Genomic DNA, 19,896 nt, shown 5'->3' with positions numbered 1-19,896 from the left:
CCGGACCGTCGTGATCGTTACGCGCCTGCACCGCCACGTACGCCTTCCCGGCCACACACCGCGCCTGCACGGTGACCGTCACCGGCACCTCGGGCTCGGCGTTCGGGTCGGTCAGCCGCTTGCGGTTGTAGTTGTCGTCCTGGCCGTCGGGCTGGTAGTCGCGTTCCACGTTGCCCGCCGCGTCCACCGAGAACCAGTGCACGGTCGTGCCGACCGGGACGGTCAGCGTCTCGCCGCCCTCCCGGATGCCTCCCGAGCCGTAGAGGGTGGACTCGAACGTCGGCCGGCTGCCGTCGAGGGTGTAAAACACCGCCGCCGGTTCGCTGGTGGAGAACGTCACGTCGACCGAGCCCTCGGTGGCGCTGGTGGCCACCTCGACGGAGCTGGTGGGTGCCGACTCGTCGGTGTCGAAGTCGCGGGCCACCCGCAGCATCTCGACCAGGCCGTTGGAAAACTCCATCGTCTCCTCGCGGGCCGAGGTCCAGGTCGGCTGGAAGGAGGTGCCGACCTCGAAGTTCCAGGCGTAGATGCCGTACTTGTACCAGAGCATGTCACCGGAGTTGCCAGCCGCCGAGTAGAGCACGTCGGCGATCGGGCCGGTGCGCGCCGGGGTGACCGCGAGGTTACGGTGCCGCTTGATGGAGGTCAGGATCCGCGACGACGCACCCCAGAACAGCGACTCCTCGGCCAGCGTCGGACGCGGGGCGGAGACCCGGCCCGGAGTGGCGTACGAGCCCGGCGACCACATGAAGTAGTTGCCCGAGGAGTGCAGGTTCATCGAGAACTTGACGTTCGGCCGGGAGGCCAGCCAGTCGACGTTGCGGCTCTCCGGCTCGGACAGCTCGTCCGGCCCGGCGTACGTGCCGCTGGTGCAGCTCGTCGACGCGCCCGAGTACCCGTCGAAAAGGCTGTACTCGGTGTAGTTGCGGTTGTTGTCCACACCCCAGGAGGTCCGACCGAGGAAGTCCCCGGAGGTCTCCGGCGTGCAGTGGTTGGTCATGTTCTTGCGCTGCGAGTTGAAGTCGTAGAACGAGTAGTGCCCGCCGTCCGGGTTGATCGACGGCGCGATCCAGATGTCGAGGTTGTCCACCAGCTCGCGGGTGTTCGCGTCGTGCGCGTAGTTGCGCAGCAACCGCTCGGCGGTCTCGATGGTCACCAGCGGAGGCACCCACTCCCGCGCGTGTTCCTGCGCGTAGGCCAGGACGCCCATCTTGGAGCCGTCGCGGTGCTTGCCGATCCGGATGGCGTACACGGCGTGCGGGTCACGGGAGACCGTCGTCGGCGCGGACAGGCCGTCGGAGAGCGCGGTCGGCGCGGCCGGCGCCACCACGCCCGCGCCCGCGTTGCCGCGGTACGTGTACGCGGTGAGCAGCGTGCCCGCCTGGGCGTTGAGCGCGGCGGCCACCTCGGCGGCGGTGCTGGTGACGGTGCCGGCGGCGTCGGTGGCGAGGCCGACGCGGACCTGGTTGCCGGTCACGGTCACCGTCAGGGACGCGCTCGCGGTGCCGGGGTTCGCCAGTTCGACGGTGATGTCGTTGCCGCCCTGGTGCCCCCAGGCCAGCGAGTCGACGCCGACGCGGCTGGCGTTGGCGGTGCCGAGTACGGCCTGCGCCTTGCGGCGGTAGCCGTTGGTCTTGTGCGGCAGCTCGACGATCTCGGAGATCTCCGGGTACTGCGCGGACATCGACTTGATCCGGTCGTAGAGCTCGGTCGGGGTCAGGTAGCTGGTGACGAAGTCCTTCTGGTAGCCCGGCCCCTCCGGGTCGGTGTCCGGGATGGGCAGCCACTCGTGCACCTTGGCGACCGCCACGTCACCGGTCGGGCTGGTGATCCGTACGTAGTCCGGGCGGCTGGTCACCTGCGCCGCACCTCGGTGGTAGAGGTACACCCCGGCGTCGACGAACCGGGTGATGTTCTGCGTACCGCCGGAGCCGAACTCGGTGCCCGGCCCGCTGTCCCGCTCGACGGTCAGCGCGGTGGCGGCGGTCTGTCCCTGCGCCCACTTCGCCTCCACCGACAGCACCTGGGTGGTGCCCGAGGTGTAGTAGTCGGCACGGATGATCTTGACGTCCGAGGCGGCGGACCGGGCGGCGACGGCGGCTCCGGAGAACTCCCGGTTGTCGGCCAGGTGGGCGGCGATGGTCGCCTCCCGCTCGGCGATCCGGTCCTGCGCGTCCTCCTCGGTGTGCAGCACCTTGCCGAAGGTGAAGCCGGCCCGGGTCAGCGTGGCGACCTCGTTGCCGGTCACCACGGCGTGCACCACGATGCCGTCGTCGGTGTGGTGGACGTGGTGGTCGAGGTCGACGCCGGTGGCCACCAGGGCGTCCAGCTCGGTGGTGTCGGCTACCACCACCTCGATCACGCTGGTCTGCTCGTCTGCCAGCCGGCCGAGGTCGGCGGGGGTCTCGGCGCCCGGCGCGGCGGTCTGCGGCACCACGGCCGAGGCCGGACTGACCAGCAGCAGCACGGCCGTGCCGGCGGCCAGCGCGGCGGAGAAGGGTATCCGGCGTCGCCACCGGGAACGGGTACTGAACTCCGACATGAGGCTCGTGGCCCCTTCTCGGCGTGCGGTGGGGGTGTGGGGGTTCGCACCTCACCTGGGCTGTCTCAGCTCCGGTGACAACCACGGCCAGGTGCGTCCGACATGGACACCGCCCGCATCGCCGATTACGCAGCGTCACACATCGAGAGGTAGGAGTGATCAGGTTGCGGACCACTCTCACCTGACGAAGGTCATCTGTCAATCGTCCCGGAGTATGGACGATCGCCCCCGCGTACCCCCGCTGAGCACGGACGCCGCGTCCGACCCACCGTCACGGAAGGGCCGAACGCGGCGCCGTGCGCGGCTTCCGGGTTACGGAAGGCTGTAACCGAGGCTGTACGAGACCAGCGTCTCGCACGTCTCCGGGGTGTCCCTCGGCCCACAGTGGGCGCGGGTCGCCACCACCGTGAAGCTGCCGTTCAGACCGGCGAGCTTGCCGTAACCCGTACCCGGCGTGATGACGAAGTTCATCGTGAAGGTGCCGTCGGCGCTCTGCTTGCCCTCGGACTCGAAGACGAACCCGCCCTCCAGCCCGTCCAGCGTGCCCGCGAAGACTCCGGCGCTGTCGATGGTGCCGTTGCCCTCGCGATCCAGGATCTGGAACTCGACGTCCTCGGTCTCACCGACGAGTCCGCCCACATACTTCATGCCGTACAGGACACGCCACACCGAATGGCCGGCCGGCGTGCCCTTGACCTGCTCGAAGGACACGTGGCGGGGATACAGGTCGCCGGTCACCACCTTGTACGCACCGGGCGTACCCGGCGAGACGGTGGGAACAGGCCGGACGATCCGGTCGCGCGCCGCAGCACGGTCCGATGTCGACCGCGCCGCCTCCGAGCCGTCGGACGACGATGTGGTGCCGGCTCCGGCAAAGCGCGACTGCAGAACAGGCGGCACAGACGACGTGCCCGAGTCGATCGTGGTGGCGGTCCTGGCGGTCGGAGCGGTGGCCTGCGGGACGATGGCAGCGGCGGGGCTGACCAGCAGCACCGCGGCGCCGGCCGCCAACACGGAGGAGACGGCGATCCGGCGTCGCCACGGGGAACGGGTACGGAACTCAGACATGAGGCTTGTGGCCCCTTCTCGGCGCGCGGAAGGTGATGGGGTGGGCTTCGCCCCGCGCTTAGGCTCGCTGGCAGCGGCCAGCACGGAGCGTCCGGAGTGGACGCCGCCCGCGTCACCGATTGCGCAGCGTCACACCTCGGATGTGGAGAGTGATCGATTGCGCACAACTTTCACGCAACAAGCGACGCGTGTCAATCGTTCCGAGGGCCGGACTTAGTCACACGCTTCTCGCCCGGTGGGCGTTTGACCTGCGCGCAGAGTGGAGACCAGGAACGGGAAGCTCGACAACGAGGGGGGACCACGCATGTCCGAATACACCACTGGCCGGCCGAACGCCACCGACGAGCGCCCCGACCACGTCACAGATCCGCTGCTGTGGCGGCTCGCCCTACACGTCGCCGACGCGCACGCACCGGCCGAGGACGGCGACTGCGCCCACCTGCTCTGTGCCGGCCGGGAGTGGCCGTGCGAGCCGTGGCAGCAGGCGCAGCGCGCCCTCATCCTGGCCCAGGGCGGCGCGGCGGATGCGCCACAGGCACCCACGCGGCAGGCCGGGTGGTCGACGTCGCCGGCACTGCCGAGTCGGGCCGCGGAGCGCGCGCGCCGCGATTCCGCCGCCGCCTGAGCGCGGGGGTCGCCCCGGCACCGCTCGCCGGGCGACCCGCCGCACCGGCCTGTCAAGGTAACGTTGACACGTGCAGGATCCGCTCGGCGACCTGGCCGGCGTCCCGGCCGCCCGCGACCGACTGGACGAGGCAGAGCTGGATCTCATCGACCGCGCCCGGCAGTCCGGCGCGGCCTGGCAGCAGATCGCCGAGGCGCTCGGACTGGGTAGCCGGCAGGCCGCCGAGCAACGTCGCCAGCGGTTGGCCGCCCGCCGTCGGGCGCGGCGGGTCGAGTCCGACCGGCGCTGGCCGAGTGAGGTCGCCGCGCTTCGCGCCCTGCTCACCGGGTTGCAGCGCTGGATCGACGCCGATCGCCGCTGGGACGGCCGATTTCCCGGAGCCACGCTGACCCGACACACCACGGCGCTGGCCCTGGAGGCCGCACCCGGCGCCCTGTACGACCTGGCCGGACACGTCGCCGCCGACCTCCGCCGGGCCGGGCGTCGACTGCCGAATCCGGTACGCACCATCGCGCGACACCTGGACACCGCGCTGTCAACGACCCGTTGACGACGCGCGACGCTATTGCTCCTGACCGACTCAAGGGTTGAGGCTATGAGTCACCTCGGCTCAACCTGGGAGCGGCATGTGCGGCGCAACGCGATCCTGTTCGTGACGATCTCCGTGCTCTCCGGCTGCGGCGGCAGCGCCATGGCCCTGGTCTCCGGAATCTGGATCCTCGACCTGACCCGGTCCAGCAGCCTCGCCGCGCTCGCCGGGCTCTGCGTCTACGCACCCACCCTCGCCGGACCCTGGTGCGGTGCCCTGGTCGACCGGCTCCCCCGACGACCGCTCGTCATCACGGTCAACCTGGCCCTGGCCGCCGTCCTGCCGACCCTGCTGGCCGTACGCGGACCCGGACAGGTGTGGCTCCTGTTCTGCGTCTGCACGGTGTACGGCGTCGCGTACGTGCTCGTCGACGCGGGCGAGAGCGCACTGCTGCCCGCCGCGCTGTCACCGGACGAACTCGGTCACGTCAACGGATGGCGGTCCAGCGCCCAGGAGGGCGTCAAACTCGTCGCCCCGCTGGCCGGCGCCGGTCTGTACGCCTGGCAGGGCGGACACCTCGTCGCGCTGCTCGCCGCACTCCTGCCCGCCCTGGTCGCCGCCCTGTACGCCCTGCTCCGGCTACGGCGTCCCGCACCGGCAACCGCGTCCCGGCGCCCGGGTGTCCGGGCCGGCCTCGCGGTCCTGTGGGCGTCGCCGTCGACGCGGCTGCCGGTGATCCTCGCGGGCGTGGCGATCGCCGCGTCCGGCTTCACCACCGCCGCCGGGTACGCCGTCGTCACCGACGATCTCGCCCTGCCGGCGACCTTCCTCGGCGTTCTGCTCAGCACGCAGGGCCTCGGCTCGATCGTCGGAGGGCTGGTCGCCGGTCGGCTGATCGCCAAGTTCGGCCCGACCACGGTCGCCGTCGGCGGCGTGGCGCTCTTCGCCGCGAGCTGTGTGGGCCGTTGTCTGCCCTGGTGGCCGGCGGTGGTCGTCGCCTCGGTGGTGGCCGGGGTCGGCCTGCCGTGGGCGCTCGTCGCGGCCGTCACCGCCGTGCAGACGCACAGCCCCGACGAACTGCTGGGCCGGGCCGCCGCGACCGCCAACACGATCATGTTCGGACCGATCGCGGCGGCGATCCCGCTCGGGTCCGCCGCCGTCCTGCTGGGCGGCCGGCCACCGCTCGTCCTCGCCGCCACCGTCTGCCTCGTCGCCGCCGCCGTCGTGTGGCGGAGACAGCACAGCGCCTCGCCGCCGCAGCCGGCGATGGACAGCAAGCCCGTGCGGGCCGACTCGCCCAGCTGACGTCGGCCGGCGGAACGCCGCCTCACCGTGGTGAGGTCACCGCCTCCTCGTCGGGGCAGCAGACGGTCAGTGCGGCGGGCACCGCCTTGACCTTGAGGCGCTTCGTCCGCGACCGGGCGCCACCGTCCATCTCGTACGTCTTCGGCTCGGCGAAGCGGACCCTGACCTTGCGACCCCGGGTGATCCGGACGAACTTCGAGTCCTCGGACCGGCCGGTGGCCATCTTGCCGAGCGTGCGCGCCCAGTCGACGGCGCCGCCGGCGGTGGAGACACCGATCTCCAGCGAGCCGCTGTCGGGGCGCGCGTCGTCGAAGGCGGGGATGCCACCGGTGATCGTGCCGACGTTGCCGAAGAGCACGCAGCTCGCGTCCCCCTCGAACCACAGGTCGCCGTCGACGGTGATCCGGGTCCGGGTCAGTTCCCCACGGACGTGGCGCAGGCCGGTCCAGACGTACGCGAGCCGGCCCAGACGGCCCTTCATGTCCCGGTCCGCCTCCCGGATCAGGTCGCCGTCGAACCCGGCGCCGGCCATCACCGCGAAGTGCTCCCCGTTGAGCCGACCGAGGTCGAGGCGGCACCGGCGGCCGTGCAGGCCGATCCGTACCGCCTCCGGTAGGTCCTCCGGAATGCCGAGGTTGCCGGCGAAGAGGTTGGCGGTGCCGGCCGGCAGGATAGCCATCGGGGTCTGCGTGCCGGCCAGGGTGTCGGCGCAGCGCTGCACCATCCCGTCGCCGCCCCAGACGAAGATCAGCTCGGCGCCCTGGTCGAGGGCCTTGCGCACCTTCTTCGGCGCCTTGCGGCTCTTGGGCACCTCGTACCAGAGCAGGTCCCGCACTCCCGCGCCGACCAGCGCGGCGCGCAGTTCGTCGAGGCCGCCGCCCAGCGTCTTCTTCCGGTGGGCCACCACCGCCACCGTGCCGACCGCCAGGTCGGGGGCCGGCGGACGGTCCGGGTCCACCACCACACTCGCGCTCATGGCCGCCGCAATACCCCGCCGCCCGAGAATCCACGCCTGGCCCCGACTGTCTGCCGACGACGACATGCGGGAACACGGGTGCCGCCTCGCACGGGCGGGAGACCTGACGTACCGGAACGCGGGCACACGCCCGGTGCCCGCGTTCCGGTGACCGACTACAGCGTGCGGGCGAGGCGGTCGGCGAGGATCCGGGCGAAGCGGGACGGGTCCGCCAGGTCGCCGCCCTCGGCGAGCAGGGCCGTGCCGTACAACAGCTCGGCGGTCTCGGCCAGGGACGTCTCGCTGTCGCCCTGCTCGTGGGCCTTGCGCAGGCCGGAGACGAGCGGGTGGCCAGGGTTCAGCTCCAGGGTGCGCTTGACCTTCGGCACCTCGTGCCCCATCGCCCGGTACATCTTCTCCAGCGTCGGAGTGAGGTCCTGGGCGTCACCGACCACGCAGGCCGGTGAGGTGGTCAGCCGCGAGGAGAGACGGACCTCCTTCACCGACTCGGTCAGCACCCCGCCCATCCAGTCGAGCAGGGCGGCGTACTCGGTGCGCTGTCGCTCCCGCTCGGCCTCGGCCTCGGTGCGCTCCTCCTCGGTGTCCAGGTCGACCTGGCCCTTGGCGACCGAGCGCAGCGTCCTGCCGTCGTAGCTGCCGACCCGCTCCACCCAGACCTCGTCGACCGGGTCGGTGAGCAGCAGCACCTCGTAGCCCTTGGCCCGGAACGCCTCCATGTGGGGGGAGTTCTCGATGGTGGCCCGGTGCTCGCCGGTGGCGTAGTAGATGTCGGTCTGGCCGTCCTTCATCCGGCTGACGTAGCCGGCCAGGTCGGTCTGCTCCGCCGGGTCGTTCGTGGACGCGACCGAGACGATCTCCAGCAGGGTGTCCCGGTTGTCGGTGTCGTCGACCAGCCCCTCCTTGACCGCGGCGCCGAACTCGGTCCAGAAGGTGCGGTAGCGCTCGGGCTGCCCGGTCTTGAGGTCCTTGACGGTGGCCAGCACCTTCTTGACCAGGCGGCGACGCACCGCGCGGATCTGGCGGTCCTGCTGGAGGATCTCCCGGGAGATGTTCAGGCTCAGGTCGTGCGCGTCCACCACGCCCTTGACGAAGCGCAGGTAGTTGGGCATGAGCGCGTCGCAGTCGTCCATGATGAAGACGCGCTTGACATAGAGCTGCACGCCCCGGCGGCCCTGCGCGGCGAAGAGGTCCAACGGCGCGTGCGACGGGATGAACAGCAGCGCGTCGTACTCGAAGGTGCCCTCGCCCCGCATGTGGATGGTTTCGAGGGGATCCGCCCAGTCGTGGCCGACGTGCTTGTAGAACTCGTGGTACTCGGCCGGCTCGACCTCGCTGCGCGGGCGGGCCCACAGCGCCTTCATCGAGTTCAGCGTGACCGTCTCGGTGGTGGCCGGGGCGTCGTCCGCGCCGGGCCGCTCGACGGTCGTGCGGATCGGGTGGGCGATGAAGTCGGAGTACCGCTTGACGATCTCGCGGACGGTCCACTCGGCGGTGTAGTCGTGCAGGTTGTCCTCGGTGTCGACGGGCTTGAGGTGCAGCGTCACCGCGGTGCCCTGGGGCGCGTCGTCGAGCGCCTCGACCGTGTACGTGCCGCCGCCGTCGGACTCCCAGCGGGTGCCGCCGCTCTCGCCGGCCCGCCGGGTGACCAGCTCGACCTTCTCGGCCACCATGAAGGCGGCGTAGAAGCCGACGCCGAACTGGCCGATCAGGTCCTGCGACGCCCCGGCGTCCTTGCTCTCGCGCAGTTGGCGCAGCAGCTCGGCGGTGCCGGACTTGGCGATCGTCCCGATGACGGAGACGACCTCGTCGCGGGTCATGCCGATGCCGTTGTCGCGGACGGTCAGGGTGCGGGCGTCCCGGTCGACGTCGAGGGCGATGTGCAGGTCGCCGGTGTCGACGTCGAGATCCTTGTCGACCATCGACGCCAGGCGCAGCTTGTCCAGCGCGTCCGAGGCGTTGGAGATCAACTCGCGGAGGAACACGTCCTTGTTCGAGTAGATCGAGTGGACCATCAACTGGAGCAGTTGACGCGCCTCGGCCTGGAACTCCAAGGTCTCGGTCCGGTCGTTCACGCCGTGTCCTCTCTCGGTCGTACGCATGACGGGTCGCACAAAGGATACGAGCCGTCATGACGTACGTGCGTCCGGTGGTCACCCGAATCGGCAAACGCCGTCGGCCCGCCCCGGGAGCACCCCGGAACGGGCCGACGGACGGAGGAGGGTCAGCGTCGGCGCCCGTACGCTCCGGCGACGATCGACACGCCGACCGCGGCGAAGGCCACCTGGATGAACAGCTCGATCCAGTCGATGCCGGCGGTGTCGTCCACGCCCAGCAGTCCGGCCACCACCGTGCCGAGGATCGCGGCCACGATACCGATCAGGATCGTCAACAGGATCGGGATCCGCTGCCGGCCCGGCACCACGAGCCGGCCGAGCGCGCCGATGACCAGACCGATGACGATTGCCATGAAGAAGCCGGTGATTTCCACGAGAGCCGTCCCTTCGCGCTTTTGGTGTGACGAGGTGGTGCCCCTGCCGCCATATCGGTCAAACGCCACCGCCCGGGGTCTGAGGCGTTTGTCACGCAACCGTCACGAAGCTGCGGAACTCCCGTCATCGAGGACTGACGAGCACCGCGTAGTCGGCGGAGGTGAGCGGATCCGCCGAGAGCGAGCCGTCCGCCCGGGGCACCCGCAGCGGGGTGCCGTCACCGTCCAGGAAGATCACCGCCGACACGTCGGGGCGGGCGCTGAGCGTGCTGACGATCTGCCCGTACGCGAGCAGTTCGTCGCTGCGGCCGGTGTCGGCGCCGGCCGGGGTGACCGTCACCCGGGCCTGCCCGCCGACGAGTTGCACCACGGCGGTGCTCAGCGCCCCGGGCAGGGCGCTGCCGACACCGTCGTCCCGCTCCCCCGGCGTCGGCCCGGCCAGCAGGTCGCGGAGCTGCTCGTCGGGGGTGGGCACCCGGTCGACCCGGCGGGTCACCGGCACCAGCCGGTCGTCGCGCGAGAAGTAGAGCAACTCGGTGAGGGCCCCGGTCTCCGCCGCGGTGGGGGCGGCCGTCGCGGTGTACGGGAACGGGCCCGGCGGCGGCGTCACGGTCCGGGGCTGGTCCTCGGCGGGTACCCCGCACGCAGCGACCAGGGTCAGCACGAGGGCGGCCGAGACCCGCCGGGCGGTACGCCTCATCCGAGGCTGCCCGGCAGCGTGATCCGAAACCGCGCCCCGCCCTCGGGACGGTCGCTGACCGTGGCGTCACCGCCGTGCGCGGCGGCGTGCTGGGCCACCAGCGCGAGGCCGAGGCCGGTGCCGTCGCCGCCACCCCGGAAGTTGGCCGCCCGGCCGCGCACGAAGCGGTCGAAGATCGCCTTGCGGTCCTCCATCGGCACCCCCGGTCCCTCGTCGTCGACCTCCACCACGCCGGTGTCACCGTCGCGGGACAGCGACACCGCCACCGGGCCGGCACCGTAGCGTTCGGCGTTGTCGAGCAGGTTGGTCAACACCTGCGCGACACGTCGCCGGTCCACCTGCCAGGTGGCCGGGGTGTCCGGGGCGAGGTGCACCATCGACTCGGGCAGGTCCCGGTCCCGGCATGCCTGCCGGGCCAGCGCGCCGACGTCGACCGGCTCCCGGTGCGTCGGCTGATCGCTGCGGGCCAGGTCCAGCAGGTCGTTGACGAGCTGCTGGAAGCGGGCGATCTCGTCGGCCACCAGCCGGGCGGCGGTGGTGGTCCGCTCGTCCTGGTTCTCCCGCCGCTTGCTCAGCACGCTGGCGGCCGCGGCGAGCGTCTGCAACGGCGACCGCAGCTCGTGGCTGACGTCGGCGGCGAAACGCCGGTCCCGGTCGATGCGGCGGGCCAACTCGTCCACCATCCGGTTGAACGAGGTGGAGAGCCGGGTCAGGTCCGGGTCGGTGTCCGGCGCGAGCCGGGTGGTGAAGTCGCCCGCGGCGATCCGCTCGGCGGCGTCGGCGACGGCGGTGAGCGGGCGCAGCCCGTGCCGGGTGGCGTACCAGCCGAGCGCCGCCCCGGAACCGGCCACCACGATCGCGACGGCGGTGAGCGCCAGCGCGAGCACCTGGAAGGTCTGGTCCAGCTCCCGCAGCGAGACGATCTCGTAGAACGCCGCCGAGTCCGACAACGGCACACCCACCAGCACCACCGGCTGGTCGGCGACCCGGACCCGCTGCACGGCGGGCTCGCCGGCCATCACCAGGTCCTGCAACCGCTGCGGGATGGCCGGGGTGGTGCCGGTGTCGGCCCGCCGGCCGTACCACTCGCCGTTGAAGTACAGCACCGCCCGTCGGCTGGTGCCGGTGTCCAACGCGCGCAGCGCCTCCGCCACGTCCGGCTCGTCGGTGGCCAGGCCCGCCCGGACCACCTCCGCGTCGTAGTACGCCGCCCGCAGCACGGTGCGTTCCCGCTCGTCGAGCAGGGTCCGGCGGGTCAGCTCGTACGACACCAGGGCCATCGAGGCGGACAGCGACAGCGCGCCGACGGCGAACGCCGCGGTGACCCGGGCACGCAGACCGAGGCGTGGTCTCATCTCTGCAGCTTGTAGCCGAGCCCGCGCAGCGTCACCAGGTGCCGGGGGTTGGCCGGGTCGAGTTCGATCTTCTGGCGGAGCCGACCCACGTGCACGTCGACGAGCCGTTCGTCGCCGGTGTCGTAACCCCACACCCGGCTGAGCAACTGCTGCCGGGAGAGCACCCGCCCGGCGTGCTCGGCCAGCTCGCAGAGGAGCCGGAACTCGGTGCGGGTGACCGCGACCGGGGTACCGGACCGGCGTACCTCCCCCGCCTCCGGGCTGACCTCCAGCTCGCCGAAGGCGAGCACCGGCACCGACGCCTCCACCGGCGCCACCGTGCGGGCCCGGCGGCGCAGGGCACGCAGCCGGGCGGTCAGCTCCTTGATCGCCACCGGCTTGACCACGTAGTCGTCGGCGCCGGCCTCCAACGCGGCGACGATGTCGTGGGTGTCGTCGCGGGCGCTGACCACCACGATCGGCACGTCGTCGTCGCGGCGGAGCTGACGGATGCCCTCGAAGCCGTCGATGCCGGGCAGCATCAGGTCGACCAGGACGTAGTCGGCCGGGTCCCGGCGCTGCGAGCGCAGGCCCTCCTCGGCGGTGGCCGCGCCCCGGGCCTCGTAGCCCTCGTCCTCCAGGGCGAGCAGCAGCGCCAACCGGATCCGGTCGTCGTCCTCGATCACCAGTACCGCTGTCATACCGGCATCATCCCCAAGCCCTGACCGGGCGGCCAACCGCCACCGACCTGCGGGGCTTTTGTCACGCAACTGTCATACGTCCGCGCGGTGCCCGCCAAGCCCGCTGGGCAGGGTGAGAACCGGCCTCGGGTTACCAGGAAGGGGGCCCTCGACGTGACCACGCCACGACGCCCCGAATGCGCGGTGCCGCTGGTCGAGGTGTCCATCACCGAGTTCGACCTGGCCTGCCTGCCGGAGACCGGCGCGGTCTTCGACCAGTTACTGGCCCTGCGGCCCCAGCAGGTCGTGATCGACCTGGCCGGCTGCCGGCACATCGACGCCGCCGCCATCGGCCTGCTGCTCGACGTGCATCGACGGATGGTGCGCCTCGGTGGGGTGCTGGCGGTACGCAACCCCAACCCCCGCATCACCCGCATCCTGCAGACCGCCCGGCTGGACCAGATCCTGCCGGTGCACGGCGCGGCCGGGACCGCACCGGAGCCGGGCGGCGACGCCGGGACACCGACCGGCACCACACCGGCCGCACCCGGTGTGGTGCCGCCCCGGCAGCCCGCGTCGCCGGAGGTCACACCGCAGCCGGCCGGGTACGGCCGGGCGGCCGTGACCGTACGCACCTGACCCACCGTCGCCGACGCACCGACATCGCGAGTACGAGGAGCAGCATGACCATCGCCGGGATCGCCGCGGCCCTAGTCGTCGGTCTCGTCGTCGGTGCCGTGGGCCGGCTCGTCGTCCCCGGCCGTCCCGCCGTGCCGCTGTGGCTCACGATGACCATCGGCGCGGTCATCGCGCTGCTCGGCGCGATCAGTGCCTGGCTCGCCGGCCTCCGCGGATTCAGCCTGTTGGGGCTGGTCGCGCAGGCCGGTCTCGCCGCGGTTGGCGTGGTGATCGTGGTTGCCACCGCCGGCAAGGAACGTTCCGACTCCCTCTGAGAAGTCCGTACGGCGGCGGCGCACCGCACCGACGCCCCGAGTCCGTGTCCCAGCCGCACGGCTGCGGCACCGGAGAGGAAGCAGAATGACCGTCGTACCGGACGACAACCTGATGACCCTGATCTGCGACGTCTGCGGGGACACCACCACCGGCACCGCGTGTGTGCTGCCCGACGCGGAGGTGGTCTGGACGCTGGTGTCGGATCACGGGTGGAGCGGTTCCCCGTTCGCCACCGGCCCGCACCGCTGCCCCCGGTGCAGTGCCCTGCCGGCCGGCCCGGCCCCACGCGCCGACCGTACGCCGATCGGCCTCGGCGGTGCCGACGACGCGCCCGTGGTCGCCGTCGGCGGCGAGGCCGTGACCGGTCCCGAGGACGCGCTGCGCGTCGCGCTGCGGCAGGCGGTCGACGTGCACGGGACGGTCGTGGTGAACCTGGACGGCGTACACGTCATCGACTCCGCCGGACTCGGCCTGCTGGTGCGGGCCCACCGGGAGGTACGCGAGCGGGGCGGACGGCTGTGCCTGGCCGCGCCGTCGCGGTTCATCCGCACGGTGCTGCACACCATGAAGCTCGACGGGGTGTTCCCGATCTTCGAGAGCCTCGACGAGGCCGTGGCGCAGTTGCGGCAGGCCGCCCTGGCGACGGCGGAGGTCGACGCCGAGGTGGTGGCGCAGCGCAGTCCCGCCGGTCACGTCACGGTCTGAGCCCGCGCGCAGCCGGCACGGTTGCCCGAGGCGACGCCCCACGTCCGCCGGCGGCCCGTCTCGCGGCCACCGGTGGACGGACGTGTCAGGAGGCGGCGGAGAACCCGCCCCGGCGGCGCAGCCGGCCGATCCAGCCCTGTGCGGTGTGCCGGGGCACCCCGTAGTGCTCGGCCACCGCGGTGACCGTGCCGGTGCGGTTGAAGACCTCGACGACGTCCTCCGGCATGCGCCGGTAGACCCGCCCCTTCGGCACCGCCGCCTCGGTCCGGCGTCGCGTCGTGCCGGAGCCGGCGCGGTTGGCGCCGGAGCGCACGGACCGGTTGCCGGTGGCCGGGGTGAAGGACTGCTCGGTGGCGGAGACCTCGGTGGGCGACTCGACGACGGAGGCGGGAGTCACCGGCGCGCCGCCGGCCGGGAACAGCGCGCGCAGTAAGAGATTCAGGTCGAACGAGGGAAGCGTCGGTGCCGAGATGCCGCTGCCGGCGCGCATCACGAGTTCGACCACGCGCGGCGTGGAATCGTCGATGTCGACGCAGATAACGGTTTCCGTGTCGGCACCCTCGGCCCGGATCGTGATTGTGTAGTCACTCATCGCCACCCTCCGCTGTTCGTCACATCACACTGCACACTCCGGCAGTGTGGTGGTTGAACGCTTCACACCAGATTAGCGGATTGAGCGGCCTACTCACAGAAGCGACCCGGCATATGACGATATCACCGTCGGTAGTTAACAACCGCTTCACGCTCCGTCAGGCCCGGCCGCGCCGTCCGGAATGAAGCGTCCGGGCAGTGACTTGAGGCCGTTCACGAAGTTGCTTTCCAGCCGGACGGCGGGTCCGGTCACCTCGAAGCGGGCCAGGTGCGGCACGAGTTCCCGCAGCATCGCCTGTGCCTCCAGCCGGGCCAGATGCGCGCCCAGACAGAAATGCGGGCCCATGCCAAACGACAGGTGCGGGTTCGGATTCCGGTCCAGCCGCAGGGCGTCCGGGTCGTCGAAGACGGCACCGTCGCGGTTGGCCGAGACGTACCAGAGCACGACCTTGTCGCCCTCGGCGACGGCCTGACCGCACAACTCGGTGTCCTCAGTGGCGGTACGCCGGAACTGCATGATCGGTGTGACCCACCGCAACAACTCCTCCGTCGCCGCCGGTAACAACGACATGTCCCGGGCCAGCCGGTCCCGCTGCGCAGGCTCGGCCAGCAGTGCCGACACGCCACCGGAGATGAGGTGTCGGGTCGTCTCGTTACCGGCCACCACGAGCAGCAGCCAGAAGCTACAGAACTCACGGTCGGTCAGGCGTCGGCCGTCCACCTCGCTGGTCGCCAGCAGCGTCATCAGGTCGTCCTTGGGCGACCGACGCCGTTCACCGGCCACCGTGAGGGCGTACTGGAACGCCTCGACGAAGGTGGTGCGGTACGCCTCCACGTCGCCGCCGCCGTACTCCGGGTCGTCGAAGCCGACCAGGTTGTTGCTCCACCGGTAGAGCAGGTGCCGGTCCTCGCGTGGCAGGCCGAGCAGGTCGGCGAGGACCAGCAGGGGCAGTTCGGCGGCGAGATCGGCGACCACGTCGCACTCGTCCGCGGCGATCGCACGCCGCACCAGGTCGTGGGCGTGGGCGGCGACGCTGTCGTGCAGCGCCCGCACCGCCCGTGGTGTGAACACCGAGGTGACCAGCCGGCGGATCCGCGAGTGCTGCGGCGCGTCCATGTTGACCAGAAGCTGGCGGGCCTGCTCCAGGTCGGCGGCGGTACGCGGGTCGGGCAGGAAGGCGCCCTTGCGCCCGGAGGAGAACAGCTCCGGCTGCCGGGACGCGGCGACCACCGCCTCGTGACTGGTGGCCGCCCAGAAGCCCGATCCCTGGCTGAGCATCCGGCCGCCGCCGCCCCGCCGCCACAGCGCCGGCTCGGGCACCCAGGACACCGGCTCCTCGCGGCGCATCCGGGCGAACTCGGTGTGCGGCACCTCGGCGCCGTAGGTGGCCGGGTGCGCCACGTCCGGACGCTGCGTCACCGGGCTCACGAGCGTCCCGCCGTGGTCTGCGGACGCAGCAGCTCACGCAGCACGTCGTGGCGGAGCTTGCCGGTGCCGTCACGCGGCAGCTCGGCGACGAACCGCCATCGGCGGGGCACCTTGAACCCGGCCAGCGAACGGCGGCAGAACGCCTCCAGCACCTGTGGGGCGGCGGCCGGGTCGAGCCGGTGCGGATCGAGTTCGACCACGGCCACCACCCGCTCGCCGTACTCGTCGTCGGGTTCCCCGGTCACCGCCGCGTCCCGGACCGCCGGGTGTTCCTGCAGGACCGCCTGGACCTCGGCCGGATAGATGTTCACCCCACCGGAGATGATCAGGTCGCGGGCTCGCCCGGTCAGATAGAGGTAGCCCTCCTCGTCCAGGTGGCCGGTCTCGCCGTAGGTGAAGACGCCGGGACCCAGATGCGCGTCGCGGGTCTTCTCCGGGGCGTTGTGGTATTCGAACGTCTTCCCGGCCCGGCGGACGAAGACCCGCCCGGGGCGGCCCGGCGGCAGCACCGCGCCGTCCGGGTCGAGGATGACCACCTCGTTGGGAGGCACCGCCCGACCGACACTGCCCGGCCGACGCAGCCACTCCTCGGCACCGATCAGCGTGACCACCCCCGCCTCGGTCGCCGCGTAGTACTCGACCACCACCGGCCCCCACCACTCGATCATCTGTCGTTTCACCTCGACCGGGCAGGGTCCGCCGCCGTGCCACACCACCCGCAGGCTGCGCACGTCGGCGGCGGCCCGGACCGCGTCGTCCAGCCGCAGCAGCCGGACGAACTGGGTCGGCACCAGGTGGCAGGCGGTGATCCGGTGCGCGGCCACCGCGGCCAGGAACGCCTGCGGGTCGAAGCGCTCGTGCAGCACCAGCCGACTGCCGCGCAGCAGCGGCAGCAGCGCGAAGAACAGTTGCGCGGAGTGGTACCACGGACCGACCAGCAGCACCGCGCCGCGCGCCGGCACGTGCAGGGCGTGCCCCGCGTACGCCAGCAGCCGCTCCACCCGCCCGAACGGCGCCTCGGACCGGAACAGTCCGTTGCGGACCCCCTTGGGCGCACCCGTGGTGCCCGAGGTGTAGAGCATGGTGGAGCCGCACACCTGCTCCGGCGGCTCGTCGGCGGCCAGGCCCGCCAGCCGTGGCTCGACCGCGACCGCGTCGCCGACGTCACGCTCCCCCGTCACGAGCTGCCGTACCCGCACGGCGGCGGTCCGCACCGCCTGGTCCACCACGGACGCGTAGGCCGGCTCGGTCAGCACCAGCCGGCTCTCCGAGTCCGCCAGCAGGTACGCGATCTCCGGCGCGGTCAGGTGCCAGTTGACCGGCACCACCGTCACCCCGGTGTGCAGGGCGGCCAGCAGCGCCTCGAACGTCTCCCGCCGGTTGCCGCAGACCACCGCCATGGTGTCGCCGACCCGCAGCCCCTCGGCGCGCAGCAGCCGGATCCACCGGTTGACCCGGGCGTCCAGGTCGGTCCAGTCCAGCTCACCGTCGGCGTCGGTCAGTGCCGGCTCACCGGTGGCCCCGGCCAGGTCCCTCAGCAGTACGGCCATCGCGTTCCCTCCGGGTCAGTCCAGCAGGTCCGGCTGGGCCCGCACGATGTCGGCGTACAGCGGCCGGAAGTTCAGCCGGGCGATCCCCGGGGTGCCGATGACGCGCCGGGTCTCGGCGGCCTCGTCCGGGCCGATCAGGATCGGTCGGCCCGCCGCCTCGGCCAGCAACTGCACCTGGGCGCTGCGGTCCATGGCGATGAACCACCAGGCCGCCTCCGCCACCGAGCCGCCGACGGTCAGCAGCCCGTGGTTGCGCAGCACCACCGCCTTCGTGTCGCCGAGGGCGTCGGCGATCCGCTTGCCCTCCTCGTCGGCGAGCACCACGCCGGTGTAGTCGGCGAACACCGTGTGGTCCTGATAGAAGGCGCAGGCGTCCTGGGTGATCGGGTCCAGCGGCCGGCCCAGCGCCGACCAGGCCCGCCCGTGGGTGGAGTGGGTGTGCGCGGCGGCGACCACGTCGGGACGCGCGGCGTGCACGTGCGAGTGGATGACGTACCCGGCCGGGTTGATCCGTCCGGTGCCCTCCAGCACCTCCCCGCCCGCGTCCACCAGCAGCAGGTCGCTGACCCGCACATGTCCGAAGTGCATCCCGAACGGGTTGATCCAGAACCGGTCCGGGTCCTCCGGGTCGCGGGCCGTCACGTGGCCCCCGGCGCCCTCGTCGAATCCGTAGCGGGCGAAGAGTCGGCAGGTCGCCGCCAGTTGCCGCTGCCGACGCAGGCGCTCCTCGGCCGGCGTACGCCCGGTCATCCGCAACCTCCCGCGGTGTCGGTGTCGAAGGCGGCACCGTCGAGCACCGCCGCCGGAACGGCGGCACCGGCCAGCACCGCCGCCGGAACGGCGGGACTCGCCTCCGGCGTGGGGGTGCTCTCCGGTCGCCATTCGGCCAGGAAGTGGTCCACCCGGTCCAGGCCCCAGAAGCGGTGCCGACCGACGCGTAGGTACGGGATGCCGAAGATGTCGTCGTCGTACGCGGCGGCCAGGCAGTCGACCCCCTCCGCGCGCAGCGTCTCGTCCTGCGGGGCGTTCTGTGCGGCCACCGGGTCGATCCCCGCCTCGACGGCGGCCCGGGCGACGACCTCCGGGGTGCAGATGTCCTCGCCGCGCTCCCACCGGGCGGCCACCAGCGCGTCGTAGAACGGCACCGCCCGACCGGCACGGCGGGCCAGCAGCCAGGCCAGGTGCGGCAGGTCCCACCACGGGTCCACGTCGATCGGCCAGGCCATCGGCAGCCCGGCCCGCTGTGCCAGCCGCTTGGTGTCCACCAGCAGGTAGCGGTGCTTGGCCCGGCTCATCTGCACGTAGTGCAGCTCGGCGCCCCGCTCGGCCAGTGCCGCGTTGGTCTTCTCGTCCGGGTCCCAGTACGGGTACCAGTCGACCTGCTCGAACAGGTCCGGCACCTCGGCACGCAGCCGGTGCACCGCCAGCCAGCTGTACGGGCTGCGGAAGGAGAAGTACAGCCGGGGCCGCTTCTTCATGCCACACCGCCGGCCAGCGCGCGGAGCACCTCGTCGTCGAACTCGGCCAGCTCGCCGGCGTTCGGGCCGGCGCTGATCGCGTACCCGTGCAGGATGCTCGCGGTCGCGGTGTGCACCAGCCGCTCGCCGCGCCGGACGTAGCAGTCCATCCGCGCGTCGAACATGACCCCGCGCAGCACGTCGGTGACGGTGAGGACGGTGTGCACGTCCTCCTCCATCCGGGCCGCCTCGACCATCCGGACCCGCGCCCGGGAGACCACCGGGATCCAGGAGCGCTCGCGGACCAGCCGACCCACCGAGATGCCTCGGGCGGCCAGGAAGCGGTCCACCACCTCCTCCAGCGCCCGGACGTAGCCGGAGTGCTGAACCCGGTCGGAGAAGTGGCAGTAGAAGTAGGGCGCCCGCCAGCTCCAGAGGAACGACCGGGACCCGACCGGGGTGAGCACGTCGGCGACCGTCTCGCCGGGACGGATCGGCCGGTGGTCGGGGCGGGTCACCGTGGCGGCGGCCCCGAGGGTGGGCACCACCAGGTCCGCCAGGTGCGCGGGGGCGGGCGCGGAGGTGGTGGCGGCGGGCTCGACGACCAGCGCCACCCGGACCTTGCCGCGCAGCACCACCTGCTCGCGGTCGTCGCGGAACACCGTCATCCGCACCGCCAGTCGATCGGCGGACTCGCCGGTGACCTCCACCCGTACCTCGTCGTCGACCTCCAGCACCGCCGGCAACTGCACCGAGCAGTCGACGATCTCGACGCCCAGGCCGTGGGAGTGGAAGAGGTCGCGGGCACCGGGGCCACGGTCCCGCAGCCACTGCAGCACCGCCTCCTCGACCAGATAGATGAAGTGCTTGAATCCGATCCAGGTGCGGATGTTGGCCCCCTCGTACCGGGGCCGCCCGACCAGGACGGTCAGCGGGGCGGTGGGCGCACTGGTCATGGTGGCT

Annotated in this window: 20 protein-coding genes; 6 read left to right on the top strand and 14 right to left on the bottom strand. The window is 72.0% G+C overall.

Going from position 1 to position 19,896, the window contains the following annotated elements; all coding sequences use genetic code 11:
• Positions 1–2,542 (bottom strand): M14 family metallopeptidase (locus ACIBO1_RS26345; RefSeq protein ID WP_396751039.1); only part of this gene is annotated, 2,542 nt, incomplete at its 3' end.
• Between the two features lie 312 nt (positions 2,543–2,854).
• Positions 2,855–3,610: a DUF3224 domain-containing protein gene (locus ACIBO1_RS26340; RefSeq protein ID WP_396751037.1), complete on the bottom strand. Its 756-nt coding sequence runs from the start codon at positions 3,608–3,610 to the stop codon at positions 2,855–2,857.
• Between the two features lie 304 nt (positions 3,611–3,914).
• Here ACIBO1_RS26340 and ACIBO1_RS26335 point away from each other — a divergent pair, with 304 nt between their 5' ends.
• The 3 genes from ACIBO1_RS26335 to ACIBO1_RS26325 all read left to right on the top strand — a co-directional run bounded on the left by ACIBO1_RS26335 (position 3,915) and on the right by ACIBO1_RS26325 (position 6,069).
• Positions 3,915–4,235, top strand: a complete 321-nt coding sequence (locus tag ACIBO1_RS26335; protein ID WP_396751035.1) for a hypothetical protein — start codon at positions 3,915–3,917, stop codon at positions 4,233–4,235.
• 70 nt (positions 4,236–4,305) lie between these two features.
• Positions 4,306–4,785 carry a hypothetical protein gene (locus ACIBO1_RS26330; protein WP_396751033.1) on the top strand — a complete coding sequence of 160 codons (480 nt, stop codon included), beginning with the start codon at positions 4,306–4,308 and terminating at the stop codon, positions 4,783–4,785.
• A gap of 78 nt (positions 4,786–4,863) precedes the next feature.
• Complete coding sequence (locus tag ACIBO1_RS26325; protein WP_396751043.1) at positions 4,864–6,069, top strand: MFS transporter; 1,206 nt, start codon at positions 4,864–4,866, stop codon at positions 6,067–6,069.
• A gap of 22 nt (positions 6,070–6,091) precedes the next feature.
• On the opposite strand, the gene ACIBO1_RS26320 is transcribed toward ACIBO1_RS26325, so the two are convergent.
• From ACIBO1_RS26320 to ACIBO1_RS26295, 6 genes are all read right to left on the bottom strand, one after another.
• Complete coding sequence (locus tag ACIBO1_RS26320; RefSeq protein WP_396751031.1) at positions 6,092–7,045, bottom strand: diacylglycerol/lipid kinase family protein; 954 nt, start codon at positions 7,043–7,045, stop codon at positions 6,092–6,094.
• Positions 7,046–7,200: 155 nt separating this feature from the next.
• Positions 7,201–9,144 (bottom strand): molecular chaperone HtpG, encoded by a 1,944-nt coding sequence (htpG, locus tag ACIBO1_RS26315; RefSeq protein ID WP_396751029.1) that lies wholly within the window; start codon positions 9,142–9,144, stop codon positions 7,201–7,203.
• A 122-nt stretch (positions 9,145–9,266) separates the two neighbouring features.
• Entirely contained in the window at positions 9,267–9,533 is a 267-nt protein-coding gene (locus ACIBO1_RS26310; protein WP_350694605.1) for a GlsB/YeaQ/YmgE family stress response membrane protein, read from the bottom strand.
• Between the two features lie 124 nt (positions 9,534–9,657).
• The gene (locus tag ACIBO1_RS26305; RefSeq protein ID WP_396751027.1) at positions 9,658–10,233 is read right to left on the bottom strand and encodes a GerMN domain-containing protein; all 576 of its coding nucleotides are present in this window, start codon (positions 10,231–10,233) and stop codon (positions 9,658–9,660) included.
• Positions 10,230–11,588 carry a HAMP domain-containing sensor histidine kinase gene (locus ACIBO1_RS26300; RefSeq protein WP_350694608.1) on the bottom strand — a complete coding sequence of 453 codons (1,359 nt, stop codon included), beginning with the start codon at positions 11,586–11,588 and terminating at the stop codon, positions 10,230–10,232. Before ACIBO1_RS26300 ends, ACIBO1_RS26305 begins: the two co-directional genes overlap by 4 nt.
• On the bottom strand, positions 11,585–12,268 hold the full coding sequence (locus tag ACIBO1_RS26295; RefSeq protein WP_396751025.1) for a response regulator transcription factor: 684 nt from the start codon (positions 12,266–12,268) through the stop codon (positions 11,585–11,587). Before ACIBO1_RS26295 ends, ACIBO1_RS26300 begins: the two co-directional genes overlap by 4 nt.
• 153 nt (positions 12,269–12,421) lie before the next feature.
• Between ACIBO1_RS26295 and ACIBO1_RS26290 the strand changes: the two genes are divergently transcribed.
• From ACIBO1_RS26290 to ACIBO1_RS26280, 3 genes are all read left to right on the top strand, one after another.
• Positions 12,422–12,886, top strand: coding sequence for an STAS domain-containing protein (locus ACIBO1_RS26290; protein WP_396751023.1), 465 nt, complete (start codon positions 12,422–12,424; stop codon positions 12,884–12,886).
• Positions 12,887–12,930: 44 nt separating this feature from the next.
• A complete protein-coding gene (locus tag ACIBO1_RS26285) occupies positions 12,931–13,200 on the top strand; it encodes a GlsB/YeaQ/YmgE family stress response membrane protein (protein ID WP_117227765.1) in 270 nt (89 codons plus the stop codon).
• 85 nt (positions 13,201–13,285) lie between these two features.
• A complete protein-coding gene (locus ACIBO1_RS26280) occupies positions 13,286–13,906 on the top strand; it encodes an STAS domain-containing protein (RefSeq protein WP_396751021.1) in 621 nt (206 codons plus the stop codon).
• Between the two features lie 85 nt (positions 13,907–13,991).
• Here ACIBO1_RS26280 and ACIBO1_RS26275 read toward each other — a convergent pair whose 3' ends face one another.
• The 6 genes from ACIBO1_RS26275 to ACIBO1_RS26250 form a co-directional block, all read right to left on the bottom strand.
• Positions 13,992–14,498, bottom strand: a complete 507-nt coding sequence (locus ACIBO1_RS26275) for a hypothetical protein (protein ID WP_350694615.1) — start codon at positions 14,496–14,498, stop codon at positions 13,992–13,994.
• A gap of 147 nt (positions 14,499–14,645) precedes the next feature.
• Positions 14,646–15,917: a cytochrome P450 gene (locus tag ACIBO1_RS26270; RefSeq protein WP_396751019.1), complete on the bottom strand. Its 1,272-nt coding sequence runs from the start codon at positions 15,915–15,917 to the stop codon at positions 14,646–14,648.
• 5 nt (positions 15,918–15,922) lie between these two features.
• Positions 15,923–17,476 (bottom strand): AMP-binding protein, encoded by a 1,554-nt coding sequence (locus ACIBO1_RS26265; protein ID WP_396751017.1) that lies wholly within the window; start codon positions 17,474–17,476, stop codon positions 15,923–15,925.
• Positions 17,477–17,491: 15 nt separating this feature from the next.
• The gene (locus ACIBO1_RS26260; RefSeq protein WP_117227770.1) at positions 17,492–18,226 is read right to left on the bottom strand and encodes a class II aldolase/adducin family protein; all 735 of its coding nucleotides are present in this window, start codon (positions 18,224–18,226) and stop codon (positions 17,492–17,494) included.
• Positions 18,223–18,954, bottom strand: coding sequence for a 2-hydroxychromene-2-carboxylate isomerase (locus tag ACIBO1_RS26255; RefSeq protein WP_396751015.1), 732 nt, complete (start codon positions 18,952–18,954; stop codon positions 18,223–18,225). Before ACIBO1_RS26255 ends, ACIBO1_RS26260 begins: the two co-directional genes overlap by 4 nt.
• Positions 18,951–19,889, bottom strand: coding sequence for a thioesterase family protein (locus tag ACIBO1_RS26250; RefSeq protein WP_396751013.1), 939 nt, complete (start codon positions 19,887–19,889; stop codon positions 18,951–18,953). The genes ACIBO1_RS26255 and ACIBO1_RS26250 overlap by 4 nt, the downstream gene beginning before the upstream one ends.
• Positions 19,890–19,896 lie beyond the last annotated feature (7 nt).

This window comes from Micromonospora sp. NPDC049903 (genome assembly GCF_044460945.1).
In the GTDB taxonomy this organism is placed as follows: Bacteria; Actinomycetota; Actinomycetes; order Mycobacteriales; family Micromonosporaceae; genus Micromonospora.
This window is presented reverse-complemented; position numbering and strand designations above follow the sequence as displayed.

What these genes read in the sequence shown, in the direction of transcription:
- ACIBO1_RS26275 (WP_350694615.1), bottom strand. Translation starts at nt 14,498, where the DNA reads ATGAGTGACTACACAATCACGATCCGGGCCGAGGGTGCCGACACGGAA.
- ACIBO1_RS26280 (WP_396751021.1), top strand. Translation starts at nt 13,286, where the DNA reads ATGACCGTCGTACCGGACGACAACCTGATGACCCTGATCTGCGACGTC.
- ACIBO1_RS26265 (WP_396751017.1), bottom strand. Translation starts at nt 17,476, where the DNA reads ATGGCCGTACTGCTGAGGGACCTGGCCGGGGCCACCGGTGAGCCGGCA.
- htpG (WP_396751029.1), bottom strand. Translation starts at nt 9,144, where the DNA reads ATGCGTACGACCGAGAGAGGACACGGCGTGAACGACCGGACCGAGACC.
- ACIBO1_RS26340 (WP_396751037.1), bottom strand. Translation starts at nt 3,610, where the DNA reads ATGTCTGAGTTCCGTACCCGTTCCCCGTGGCGACGCCGGATCGCCGTC.
- ACIBO1_RS26335 (WP_396751035.1), top strand. Translation starts at nt 3,915, where the DNA reads ATGTCCGAATACACCACTGGCCGGCCGAACGCCACCGACGAGCGCCCC.
- ACIBO1_RS26250 (WP_396751013.1), bottom strand. Translation starts at nt 19,889, where the DNA reads ATGACCAGTGCGCCCACCGCCCCGCTGACCGTCCTGGTCGGGCGGCCC.
- ACIBO1_RS26260 (WP_117227770.1), bottom strand. Translation starts at nt 18,226, where the DNA reads ATGACCGGGCGTACGCCGGCCGAGGAGCGCCTGCGTCGGCAGCGGCAA.
- ACIBO1_RS26320 (WP_396751031.1), bottom strand. Translation starts at nt 7,045, where the DNA reads ATGAGCGCGAGTGTGGTGGTGGACCCGGACCGTCCGCCGGCCCCCGAC.
- ACIBO1_RS26285 (WP_117227765.1), top strand. Translation starts at nt 12,931, where the DNA reads ATGACCATCGCCGGGATCGCCGCGGCCCTAGTCGTCGGTCTCGTCGTC.
- ACIBO1_RS26255 (WP_396751015.1), bottom strand. Translation starts at nt 18,954, where the DNA reads ATGAAGAAGCGGCCCCGGCTGTACTTCTCCTTCCGCAGCCCGTACAGC.
- ACIBO1_RS26295 (WP_396751025.1), bottom strand. Translation starts at nt 12,268, where the DNA reads ATGACAGCGGTACTGGTGATCGAGGACGACGACCGGATCCGGTTGGCG.
- ACIBO1_RS26305 (WP_396751027.1), bottom strand. Translation starts at nt 10,233, where the DNA reads ATGAGGCGTACCGCCCGGCGGGTCTCGGCCGCCCTCGTGCTGACCCTG.
- ACIBO1_RS26300 (WP_350694608.1), bottom strand. Translation starts at nt 11,588, where the DNA reads ATGAGACCACGCCTCGGTCTGCGTGCCCGGGTCACCGCGGCGTTCGCC.